The 12,114-nt window shown below is 51.7% G+C and carries 9 protein-coding genes; 6 read left to right on the forward strand and 3 right to left on the reverse strand.

What is annotated here, in order from left to right; genetic code table 11:
- Positions 1 to 139 precede the first annotated feature (139 nt).
- The 3 genes from FKN99_RS14025 to FKN99_RS14035 are packed head-to-tail and all read right to left on the reverse strand — an operon-like array spanning position 140 to position 3,721.
- Entirely contained in the window at positions 140 to 730 is a 591-nt protein-coding gene (locus FKN99_RS14025; RefSeq protein WP_172118464.1) for a PqiC family protein, read from the reverse strand.
- 13 nt (positions 731 to 743) lie between these two features.
- On the reverse strand, positions 744 to 2,417 hold the full coding sequence (pqiB, locus tag FKN99_RS14030) for an intermembrane transport protein PqiB (RefSeq protein WP_172118465.1): 1,674 nt from the start codon (positions 2,415 to 2,417) through the stop codon (positions 744 to 746).
- Complete coding sequence (locus tag FKN99_RS14035; RefSeq protein WP_406565432.1) at positions 2,417 to 3,721, reverse strand: PqiA/YebS family transporter subunit; 1,305 nt, start codon at positions 3,719 to 3,721, stop codon at positions 2,417 to 2,419. The genes pqiB and FKN99_RS14035 overlap by 1 nt, the downstream gene beginning before the upstream one ends.
- A 222-nt stretch (positions 3,722 to 3,943) precedes the next feature.
- On the opposite strand from FKN99_RS14035, the gene FKN99_RS14040 reads away from it, so the two are divergent.
- The 6 genes from FKN99_RS14040 (at position 3,944) to FKN99_RS14065 (ending at position 11,964) form a co-directional block, all read left to right on the forward strand.
- Entirely contained in the window at positions 3,944 to 4,918 is a 975-nt protein-coding gene (locus FKN99_RS14040) for a calcium/sodium antiporter (RefSeq protein WP_172118466.1), read from the forward strand.
- A gap of 201 nt (positions 4,919 to 5,119) precedes the next feature.
- Positions 5,120 to 6,535 (forward strand): cytochrome ubiquinol oxidase subunit I, encoded by a 1,416-nt coding sequence (locus FKN99_RS14045; RefSeq protein ID WP_172118467.1) that lies wholly within the window; start codon positions 5,120 to 5,122, stop codon positions 6,533 to 6,535.
- A 2-nt stretch (positions 6,536 to 6,537) separates the two neighbouring features.
- Positions 6,538 to 7,539: a cytochrome d ubiquinol oxidase subunit II gene (gene cydB, locus FKN99_RS14050; protein ID WP_172118468.1), complete on the forward strand. Its 1,002-nt coding sequence runs from the start codon at positions 6,538 to 6,540 to the stop codon at positions 7,537 to 7,539.
- 15 nt (positions 7,540 to 7,554) lie between these two features.
- Complete coding sequence (gene cydD, locus FKN99_RS14055) at positions 7,555 to 9,219, forward strand: thiol reductant ABC exporter subunit CydD (RefSeq protein WP_172118469.1); 1,665 nt, start codon at positions 7,555 to 7,557, stop codon at positions 9,217 to 9,219.
- Positions 9,209 to 10,936, forward strand: a complete 1,728-nt coding sequence (gene cydC / locus FKN99_RS14060; RefSeq protein ID WP_172118470.1) for a thiol reductant ABC exporter subunit CydC — start codon at positions 9,209 to 9,211, stop codon at positions 10,934 to 10,936. Before cydD ends, cydC begins: the two co-directional genes overlap by 11 nt.
- Before the next feature lie 29 nt (positions 10,937 to 10,965).
- Positions 10,966 to 11,964, forward strand: a complete 999-nt coding sequence (locus tag FKN99_RS14065; RefSeq protein ID WP_172118471.1) for an adenosine deaminase — start codon at positions 10,966 to 10,968, stop codon at positions 11,962 to 11,964.
- The last annotated feature ends 150 nt before the right edge of the window (positions 11,965 to 12,114 follow it).

Below are 12,114 nucleotides of genomic sequence, written 5' to 3' on the forward strand. Positions count from 1 at the left end.
TGACTGTGGGTGTTACGCTATCGCAACACTCAAAATATACCCGTCAGTGTAACATGAAGATTACCTCAGACGGGCATACTTGTGGTGATTGGTTGGCGGACTCTCAAGCGCCTTGGTTATTTCATCCCGCTTAAACCGGCTAATGGAAATAGTTACCCTGACGTATCTGGTCGGCAATTTGTCTCGCAACATCCTCCCAGCTAGCGCTTAGGGCACGTACCAGAGCGGGGTAGCCGTCCTCATCCAGTATTGTTTGCGCAGAAAAGCTCTTCATGGCCAACAGTTCATCACTTGGGCTGCGTAGCTGCCACTGCCCGGCCACCACCGCTAAGCCATCGTAGCGGCCTTGAAATTGATCAACATCAAGCCGCAGGGTGAGCGCTTCAGGTTGGCTGCTGTCATCACGGACTACGCGAATAAGCGGCAGCTCTTGCGACAGCTGTATCCGTAAGCTGCGTGCAAGCTGTCGGTCGATGCTTTCAGCCCATTGGTGCTCTCGCGCCTGGTTCAGCGTAATGTCATCCAGTTGCATGACGATGCCATCGACGTCGAGATAGTGAGCAAGGCGTGGCGAGCGCAGCTGTAGCGTGCCTTGGGGGCTACTTGGTGTATTGGCCAGCCCGTTACTGGGTAGCATATAACGCGCCGGCGGCGTCACACTGCTTGCGCAAGCAGTCAGCATGAGCGATAGGGACATTAGCAATAAGGATTTTAAAACGAGTATACGCATAATATTCCCCTGTTTAGCGCGGTGCACGCGGTATAGGATCTTGAGTATCCAGATTATCAAACAGCAGCGCCCGTGGATTATCGTTCAGTGTGCGGGTTAGTGGTTGAAGGTCGCGCATTAATCGATCCAGGCGCTCGATGGCCGACGTCAGGTCCTGGTAAGCCGGTGAGGAAGGCGACACGCCCTGGAGGGTGCCTTGAAGCTCGTTAAGCGTAGCATTGAGGTTGCCGCCTACTGCACGAGTTTCAGGGTCGCTTAGCAGCTGGTTGAGCGACTCGCTGACACCGCGGACCTCATTAAGCATGCTTTCAGAGGCTTGTAAGCTACTGTCCAGGCCCGCCAGTAAGGGCTCCACCTCAAGCGCGTTCAGCTTGTCGAGTAGATCGGTAATTTGGGATTGGATTTGGGAAAAACCACCCGACACCGTGGGGAAAACCGTGCGGCCAGAGAAAGTCGACGCAATGTAGTCCTCGTCGGTGTCTCGCTGAAAGTTCAGATCCACAAATAAAGCGCCGGTTAGCAGGTTACCGTTTTTAAGCGACGCACGAAGGCCAAGCGTAAACATGCGGTTAAAGCGCTCTTCCCACTCTTCCAAATCAATATCCGAATTCTCGATGCCAAGCCGCTGGGGCTCAAGGCGAATGAGTACGGGGATGGCGAAACTTGCGCGTGAGCTTGGCTGTGGTGATGTAAAGTTCCAGGGGACAGCGGCCACGGTGCCTATGCGAACACCTCGAAACTCGACGGGCGCACCGCGTGAAAGGCCGCGAACGGTGTCATCCACTAACAGAACGTATTCCAGGTACTGATTGAAGGTACCCTCGCGAGCGTCATCCTCATCCCCGTACAGATTAAAGCGGGCGCCTGCTTCTACAGGACGTCCCATTGGTAAGTCTTCGGGCACCCCAAACGTGACACCTCCGCCTAACAGGGTTTCAAGTGATTCAACGTTAACGCGAAAGCCGTTTGAATCAAGGCGTAGGTCAATGCCGCTTGAGGACCAGAAGCGGGTGCTGTCGGTCACCAGCAGTGTATAGGGCTCTTCGATAAATACCTGGTGATGCATGGTGCGTGATTCGGGGTCGAAACTTGCTTCTTCAACGCGGCCCACCGTATAGCCCTGGTAGGAAACCGGGTCGCCGACACGCAACGAATTGCCGAGTTGACTAATGAGATTGATATTGATACCGGCCATTCCGGCAGTGGCGACGGGGGGAACGTCGCTTACCGGAAAGTCACGCCGCTGTTCTTCAGAGCTTCCTGGCTCAAGCTGTATATAAGCGCCAGACAGGACAGTACCCAGGCCGCTAATCCCTTCACGTCCGATACGAGGCTTTACCACCCAAAAGCGGCTATCTTCACGCAACAAGGTTTCAGCCTGAGGCTGAATGCGTGCTGTAATCACAGCACTGCTTAGATCTTCAGAGAGCTGGACACTTTGCACGAGGCCGATTTCAACGTTGCGGCTGCGGATTGAGGTATTTCCCGCTTCGATACCTTCGGCGTTGTTCATGGTTAATGTGATAAGTGTGCCGCGGCTGGTGTAATTATCGTACACCAGCCATAACCCAATAATGATAGCCACAAAAGGCACAATCCAAATAGGGGAGATGCGTGATTGTGGCGAAGGCCTGGCTTTGTTCATGTCAGGCTCTTGCTTGTTAGCTATGGGGGTGTCGTTACCCATTAATGGCTCCCAGAGTGGCTATTATTTGATGTGGACGCTGTCGTTGTAGGAGCATCCCATATTAAGCGGGGGTCAAACGTCATGGCGGCTAGCATTGTCAATACCACGACCGAGCCAAACGCCAGCGCGGCTGGACCTGGCGTGATCGACATAAGTGAGCCAGCGCGTATCAAGGCAACCAGAATAGCCACTACAAAAACATCAACCATCGACCATCGTCCGATAAATTCGGTAATGCGATAAAGCCGCGTGCGGGTGATGGTATTGGGTTGGCTGTTGCCTCGGACGACAATACATAGCCATGAAAGCGCCAGCAGTTTACCGACAGGCACAATAATGCTGGCAACGAAAATAACGGTGGCGACTGGCCATGAGCCCATCTGAATCAGTTCAACGACGCCTCCTATGATGGTCGAAGAACCGCTATGCCCCAGGCTCGTCGTGGTCATAATAGGGTAAACATTCGCAGGGATATACATGACAGTCGCTGCGCCTAGCAGTGCCCAGGTGCGTTGTAAGCTATAGGGGAGTCGGGAATGAAGTTTCTCATGACATCGAATGCAGCGAGATTTATGTCCTGGGGTGAGTGAATTGACAAGCCCACAGGTTGGGCATCCTGTTAGGCGCTGACTAGCGGCGGTTGCTCCTGTTTGGGTGCCCTCTGGCGCCAAGGGTTCTCCTTCGAGGGAAAACCACATCCAATCGGCATCAATGGACTGGATGGTCATTAATAAAAGTACCGCAAAGATGCAAAAACCCCAGAAGGAGATACCCAACTCAATTTGCGCCATACCGGCTATTTTAATTAGGCTTACCAGCGCCCCTATAATAAAGACATCCGCCATCATCCAGGGCGTCAAGTGGGCAAGTGAGCGGGCAATATCGCGACTATAGGCGAGTGGCTTGCCGTGTAAAAGCCCCAGCTGCAGCCAAATCACGCTAAGCAGATAAAGGGTCGGCAGCACAACGATGGTCATGATGACGATAATGGCTACGACCGGTTGGTGAAAGGCAATTAACGTGGTGGCCGTTTGTGACAGCTCTATGCGATTACCGACGCCACTAACGCTGAAGCTTACAAACGGAAACGAAATAGCCACGATTAATGCAATTAATGCCGCAATGGCAAGTGCCATACTGCGCTGAGCGGGGTAGCGGTGGCGTTTTACGAGTACATGTGAGCAGCGCGGGCAACTGGCCTTTTCGCCCGAGCGTAAGGGGGGCAGCGCGGATACCCAGTCGCACTCATGGCAGGCGCGTAAACGTCGACGCTGAACGCGAGACTCAGGTGGCTGCCGATCCACTAGAGGCGCATTAACGGAAAGTGAGGAACGCTTTAATAAACGGAAGTGGGGCAAAGGGGACACTCTCACTGCGAATGCGATGTAAACCGAATGAACACCGGGCCTTTTTTATATCAAACCCAAATAGATCCATGCTGGCATAACCCGATGCTTGACCCGACTGAAGGGTTAGTCAAGGATGCAGCCGCGATAGTGCCTAATATTCTGCCATAAGGAAATAAAATGTTGCTTCCACTTGTAGCTGTAGTGATGGGACTGGTGTTGCTCATCTGGAGTGCTGAGAAATTTATTGATGGCGCAGCTGCAACGTCACGTTGGCTCGGTCTTTCGCCTTTATTGATTGGTATGTTGGTCATTGGATTCGGTACCTCAGCCCCTGAGATGATGGTGTCAGTATTGGCAGCCTTGCAGGGGAATCCCGGGCTTGCAGTAGGGAATGCCTATGGTTCCAATATTGCTAATATTGGTTTGGTATTGGGTTTTGTTGCACTCATTGCACCGTTAGCTGTGCACTCCAGCGTCATCCGCAAAGAGATGCCGATTTTAATTCTGGTCACACTGATCACTGGGATTATGCTCTGGGATGGTTGGGTGTCTCGCTGGGAAGCGGCCCTTTTATTGGTAGCCCTCGTCATATTTATCGGCGTAAGCATCTTTCGTTCAAAAAAGCAAAAGGACGACGCGCTGGTTGAGGAAGTCGCTGAGACGCTGGACAGTAATCCCATGTCGCGTGGTAAAGCGATTATGTGGACGTTGGTTGGGTTGGTGTTTTTGGTTGCAAGCTCGCGTATGTTGGTTTGGGGAGCGGTAGAAATTGCGCAACGTTTTGGCGTGAGTGACTTGATTATCGGGCTAACCGTCGTAGCCGTTGGTACCTCACTGCCCGAGCTTGCTTCTTCGATTAGCGCGCTGCGCCGTAAAGAGCACGATATGGTGCTGGGTAACGTCGTTGGTTCTAACTTGTTTAATAGCCTTGCTGTAGTGGGGCTTGCGGGGGTTATTGCACCTATCGATGCTGGGCGGGAAGTGCTGGTGCGTGATTGGAGCATTATGACCTGCATGACCCTGCTAATGGTTCTCTTCGCATTTTCCTGGAAAGGACGTCCGCGTCGAATTAATCGCCTCGAAGGCGCTGTTCTTTTTACGCTTTTTATTGCGTATACCGGATATATGATAAGCGTTGTCGTATTATCTTAATGAATAATTGGCATTATTTGATGTGCGTCAATGCGCCACGCTTTGCGAAAGATAGACCGGTGTATAGTGAGATGTAAGCCAGTAATATGGCAATATAAATAAAAACAGGCTAGATGCTTATAATTAAAGGCTGAATCTTTAAGTTTCAGCTAAGCTTGCGTTAACAAAAACTGGGGTATTAATTCAGGTTAGGAGCGTGCAATGGAACTCGATCCCTTAATGCTGTCGCGAATACAATTCGCGTTTGTTATCTGTTTTCACACGATCTTTCCGGTTTTCACCATTGGGTTGGCCTCTTATATTGCGCTTTTACAAGCACTTTTTTTTAAGACGCAAAATCCTGCATGGGACCGTTTGGCACTGTTCTGGACGAAAGTATTTGCCGTGGTTTTTGGCATGGGGGTGGTGTCGGGAATCGTGATGTCGTTTCAGTTCGGTACGAACTGGAGTAATTTCTCTCTGGCGACCTCCAATTTTATAGGTCCCTTGCTCAGTTATGAAGTCGTGACAGCCTTCTTCCTTGAAGCTGCCTTCCTTGGCATATTGCTGTTTGGCCGTGGAAAAGTGCCACAGGGTATCCATTTGATGGCGGCTGTCTTGGTGGCGCTGGGCACCTTTATTTCAGCGTTCTGGATCCTCGCGGCAAACAGTTGGATGCATACACCGGCAGGCGTTGAGTTGATCGACAATCGTTTTCATGTGATTTCCTGGTTTGACGCGATTTTCAATCCCTCCTTCCCTCATCGCTTTGCACACATGGCCCTGGCTTCTTTTATCACCGGCGGGTTTGTCGTGGCAGGTGTTAGCGCCTGGTTTTTGTTGCGTGGAAGAGATCCAGAGGCTAACCGTCGAGCGCTTTCCATGTGCTTATGGTTGCTGCTTTTCCTGACGCCTCTTCAGGCGTATGTGGGCGACTCCCACGGGTTGAATACGCTCAAATATCAGCCAACGAAGGTCGCAGCAATGGAGGGGAACTGGGAAACATCTACCAGCGTGCCATTGCTCTTGTTTGCACTACCGGACCAGGAGGCGCAGAGAAACCTTTATGAGATTGGCATACCTAACGTGGCCAGTCTCATACTTACCCATTCGCTGCATGGTGAAGTTCCAGGGCTTACGGCCGTGCCACCTGAAGACCAGCCTCCTGTTGCCATCGTATTTTGGGCGTTTCGGGTGATGGTTGGCATTGCCTTAATAATGATTGCTGTCTCCTTTGTAGGCTTATTCTTGCGGCGCAATCAACGTATTTATGAGAGTCAGCTGTTTTTGAAAACATTGGTCGGCATGATTTCTTTACCCTTCATTGCGGTTCTGGCTGGCTGGATCGTGACCGAAGTAGGTCGGTCCCCTTGGCTGGTATACAACATCATGTCTCATGCAGAGGGTGTGACACCTTCGCTAACAGGCTGGATGGCGCTGTTTACGCTTATTGGGTATGTGCTGGTATATGCGGTGGTTTTTTATGCTGGTATTTACTATCTAACCCGGGTGGTTCGCAACGGCATGTTGCCTGAGCAAGAACAGGCGTCTGTTAATAGGGATGCTGACCGTCCCAAGCGGCCACTCTCTGCCGCCCACACCCCTTTTGATGATGACATTGATCCGGTGAGGAGCTAACCATGGAAATGTTTGATCTGTCGATTATTTGGGCTGGCATTATCGGGTTCGGCGTCATCATGTATGTACTGATGGATGGCTTTGATCTTGGCTTGGGAATTCTATTTCCCTTTGCCCCTGATGAAGAAGCTCGTGATGTCATGATGAACTCTGTGGCACCGGTCTGGGACGGTAACGAGACTTGGCTGGTTTTGGGAGGGGCTGGCTTGTTAGCGGCTTTTCCCTTGGTTTACTCGATTTTCTTACCGGCACTCTATATCGGTGTTTTCTTGATGCTGGCAGGGTTGATTTTCCGTGGCATTTCGTTTGAATTCCGCTTTAAGTCGCGCCGTAACCGCCGCTGGTGGAATCGCTCCTTTGCCTGGGGTTCGGCGGTCGCTGCGTTCGCTCAAGGCGCTGTGGTTGGTGCATATATTCAGGGTTTTCAAACCGAAGGCTTTGTTTATACTGGGGGCGCCTTTGATTGGTTAACGCCGTTTACGGTGTTAACAGGCTTGGGGCTTATGGCAGGTTATGCGCTTTTGGGCTCAACCTGGCTGATTCTAAAATCAGAAGGCCACGTACAGGATTGGGCGTATAAAATCACGCCTATGCTGTTGGCAATGGTGCTGGTGGTCTTCGCCATTGTTAGTATCTGGACGCCGTTCGTGAACCCGGTTGTTTGGGATCGCTGGTTTGGTCATCTGCACTTGATCTGGATTTTCCCAGCGCTAGCGCTCTTCTTCGCCTTTCTTGTATACCGCTCGGTAAAGCAGCGCCGTGAGGGCTATCCCTTCCTTGCGACTATCGGTATTTATGTATTTACCTATCTGGGCTTGATCGTGAGCCAATGGCCGATGATAGTGCCGCCTAACTACACCTTGTGGGATGCGGCGTCAGCACCTGAGTCACAGCTTTTCTTGTTGATTGGTGTGCTCTTTGTTATCCCCTTTATCCTGATGTATACCGCATGGACGTATTGGGTATTTCGCGGCAAGGTGCGTGTAGGTGAAGGTTATCATTAAGCCAGAGGCAATCAGATGACGGAGCAGTCGCTAACCGCACGCTCCTGGTTAAAAATGCTGGCAACCTTAGAGCGGCGAAGATTAAATCTCGCCGCTTTTCTTGGCATTTTAGCTGGGGTTCAAACGGTTATTATTGTAGTGGGATTGGCCTGGTTAGTAGAGCAGTTGGTTATTGATCAACAAGCGCCTTATCCGTTTTTAAACGTATTAATAGGGCTGGCGTTGTGTGTGCTTGGGCGCGGGGTATGCCTATGGGGGCAAGAGATAGTAAGCCTGGAGGCTAGTCTGCGTATCCGCCAGTACGCTCGACGTCAGCTGCTGGATAAATGCTGGGCATTGGGCCCTGTGTGGTTGGCTTATCACCAAAGCGGCGCCTTGGCGACGCAGACGGTAGAAAATATAGAGGCACTGGATGGCTATTTTTCTCGCTTCTATACGCAGCTAAGAATTACTTCTCTCTTACCGCTACTGATTCTATTGGTGGTGCTACGACTGGATTATGTCGTCGCTCTCTTCTTGTTGCTTTCTGCGCCCATCATCCCGCTATTCATGGCACTAGTAGGTATGGGAGCTGAGCGTATAAATCGGGATCAGTTTGCAGCGGTTGCACGGCTCTCTGCCCACTTTCTTGATCGTGTTCGTGGAATGTCGACGCTTCAGCTATTTGGCCGCACGGCGAGTGCTCATCAGGACGTTTGGTGGGCAACAGATGATTACCGTCGTTTAAGCATGCGAACGTTGCGCTTGGCTTTTTTATCTTCTGCAGTGCTCGAGTTTTTCGCGTCGGTCGCCATTGCCGTAGTAGCGATATACGTAGGGTTTGGCTTACTGGGATATATTGAGTACGGGCCTGCACCTTCTTTAACGCTCTTTACGGGCTTAGCCGTATTGCTGCTCGCTCCTGAGTTTTTCCAGCCGTTACGCACCTTGTCACAGCACTACCATGATCGTGCTACTGCTTTAGGTGCCGCAGAAAGCCTGGTAACGGTGCTGAATGAGTCGAGCATACAGCGAAGTACGTTTGATGAACCTGCAGCTGATGACGATATTGTAGTGCTACAAAATGTCAGCGTTGACTATCCGATCCGCGGTCGGGTGTTAGGGCCAATGGATCTGACGATCAAAAAAGGCAGTGTCATTGCGATTAGTGGTCCATCCGGGAGCGGGAAGTCGACACTGTTGGCGTTATTGGCCGGTTTTTTGACGCCATCAAGCGGCACGCTTCAGTTGGCTCAGCCGCGTTACGCGTGGCTGGACCAGCAGCCGGGCCTGTTGCATGGCACCTTGGCGGATAACTTGCGGCTGGCAAACCCTGATGCCGATGCTTTCGCAATGCTTTCAGCGCTTCACCAGGCTGGTCTGGAGGAGCTTCTAAACCAATTGCCTGATGGTTTGGATACCATGATAGGAGAGCGCGGAGTAGGGTTGTCGGGTGGTCAGGCCCAGCGGCTGGCGTTGGCGCGTATTTATTTAAGTGATGCTGATTTAATCCTGCTCGATGAGCCTACAGCAAGCCAGGATGCTGAAACCGAAGCCTCTGTGATTAGTGCATTGTTAGCATGGGCTGCACAGGGGCGTACGGTGATTATGGCAACGCATCACCCGGCTGCGATTAGGGCGGCTCAGCTCCACTTTTATATGCAGGACGGCCGTTTAAAGGAGGTGCGTGATGCAACCTAATGCGTCCTCACAAAAAAGTGAGCTGTCCCAAGCGCGCCAGGCATTGTCGCCCTGGGTAGCGTTAATGATGAAGCGTCGAAGGCGGCTCGCAATCGGCGCGCTCCTTATTTGCTTAACGCTTGCTGCGGGGCTTTCACTGCTGGGCCTTTCTGGGTGGTTTATTACCGCATGTGCATTAGCGGGCATCGCTTTTTTGCTTGGCTTACCTGTTCAATTGGATGTGTATGTACCTGGCGGAGGAATACGCTTCTTTGCGCTATTACGTACTGTCGCCCGCTATATAGAACGTCTCTATAATCACGATACGGTGCTTCGCCTCTTGGCTGATTTACGCTACCGCGTGTTTGGCCAGCTTATGCGATTGGATGAGGCGGCGTTGCAGCGCGAGCGTGTCAGTGACTGGCTGGGACGTTTAACCGCTGATATAGATGCTCTCGACAATCTTTATCTTCGTTTGCTGATGCCACCCCTGGTTAGCTTGGTAGTTATTGTGGGGTTAACCCTCTTTATTGCTATTTGGTTGCCTGCTTTAGCGCTGTGGGTCGGCGTGGTTCTGCTGGTTCTGTGGGTGAGTGTTACCTATGGCATGGCGCGCTTGGGGTATGCGCACAGTCATCGCCAAGTGGCTGACCAAGAAGGGTTGCGGCGTTTAGTCGTTGATCAGTTGCAGGCCTCAGCTGAGTTAATTGCCTATCGCAGCGCTGCGTGGCACCGTCAGCAGGTGGAGGCGCACGAAGATGCAGCGCTTGATAATCAACGGCGCCTTGGCCGAAGTGTTGCTATGGGTAATAGCCTCATTAGCGTTATTACCGGGTTGCTGCTGTTAAGCGTTGTATGGCTGGGTGGCGTGCAGGTGGCGAGTGGGGTAATAACCGGGCCTATTCTGGTGATGTTGCTACTGGTGATTCTAGGTGTGAATGAAGTTTTTGTACCGCTTCCGGGTGCTTTCGCACGTTTGGGGGGCAGTGCCGCTGCAGCAGAGCGTTTAAATGCACTTGGGCCCGAGTGCCAGCAGAGTCAACACCAGTCATTTTCCGGCCAACAGCTTGATCTTGAGTTGCGGAAAGTCACGCATTGTTATCCTTCTAGCCTGATGCCAGCGCTTGATAGTGTATCGTTTCATCTGGCAACGGGGGAGTGGGCTATCATTACCGGGCGCTCCGGTGCGGGTAAAAGTACCCTGGCGGCGCTTTTGACGGGGCGGCTTGCTCCTTCTAAAGGTGTGGTTAATGTAGGAGGCTGCGTGCCTACTGCTGTGCCAGAGCAGGAGCGTTCGCAACACATTGCTTTGTTAACCCAGCAGGTAGACCTTTTCGATGCGTCATTGGAAGAAAATCTACGCTTGGGGAATCCTGATGCTGATGATGAAGCGCTTTGGGATGTGCTGAAAGCAGTAGCGCTCGATGGGTGGGCTCAGTCTCTTCCGGGCCAGTTGCAAACACCCGTAGGTGAGCGAGGGCAGCAACTGTCTGGTGGGCAGGCGCGGCGGGTGGCGCTGGCTCGGCTGTTGCTCATGGACCCTTCGGTGGTTATTTTAGACGAGCCTTTTGCGGCGATTGATCATGATACGGCCGTAATAGTAGCTAACACGCTTTCTCGCTGGTTGGTCGGGCGCACCACCATCTTCTTTGTTCACCATGAAGTGGGTAGCTTGCTAACGCGACAGATAACCCATCACTGGCACTTAAGTGCCGGGAAGCTCAGCTCAGGTAAGTAACCGCTTGAGTTGGGCGTTAAGGAAAAATGATGCAGGATTTTTTACGTAACCTTCCTAAAGTCGAGCTTCACTTGCATATTGAAGGCTCGCTGGAACCGGAGCTTATGTTTGCTCTGGCAGAGCGAAACAGTATCGAATTACCTTATTCCTCCGTCGAGGAGGCCAAGGCAGCCTATCAGTTTAAAGATCTACAAGGTTTCTTGAACCTCTATTTCCAGGGCATGAGCGTTCTTCGTCATGAGCAGGATTTTTATGACTTGGCGATGGATTATTTCAAGCGCGCTAGTAGTGAGGGTGTCGTCCATATCGATATACATTTTGATCCTCAGGCACATCTACAGCGCGGCGTTTCTCTGGACGTGGTCATGTCCGGATTACTGCGTGCCAAGCAAGAGGCAGAGCAGTCTCTGGATTTAAGTGTCGGAATGATCATGGCCTTTTTGCGTGACCGGCCTGCCGAAGAGGCACTTCAAGTGCTGGAGCAAGCAGCACCTTACTGGAGTGAGCTTGACGCCATTGGTCTGGATAGTGCTGAGCGCGACCATCCACCCTCAAAATTTGTTGCCGTTTTTAAACGCGCCCAAGAGTTGGGGTTGGCTCGGGTGGCTCATGCAGGAGAGGAAGGGCCGGCCTCCTATATCATTGAGGCATTGGATTTGCTTGATGTGTGCCGCATTGATCACGGTATCCGCTGTCTGGAGAGTGACGAAGCGGTGGAGCGCCTATATCAAAAGCAAACCGTGCTGACCGTATGCCCCTTATCCAACGTAAGTTTAAATGTGGTTGATAGCTTAACCGATCATCCTTTGCCGGCCCTTCTTGATAAAGGGCTTAATGTGACGATTAGCTCGGATGATCCGGCTTACTTTGGTGGTGGTCTATTGGCTAATCACATCGCTTGTGCTCAATCATTCGGCTGGGATGAAGAGGCTTTCCTGACTCTTAACCGTAATGCCCTAAAAGAAGCCTTTACAACGGAATCCAGGCGCCAAGAGCTGCTGGCCCGCCTTGATGTGGTCGAGTATTAGGCTGGCTAGCGTATAAGGGCTATTGACTTAGCTTCTTGTATCAATGCGTTAGTGCTTTAAAGTAATTGCAAAAAGTTGTTGACCCATCAGGAAAAGTGGGTAGAATACGCCCCACATCGAACGGGCAGCGCCCTTCGGTAGCTCTTTAAT

The organism is Halomonas hibernica (assembly GCF_013183775.1).
GTDB classification, from domain to species: Bacteria; Pseudomonadota; Gammaproteobacteria; order Pseudomonadales; family Halomonadaceae; genus Vreelandella; species Vreelandella citrativorans.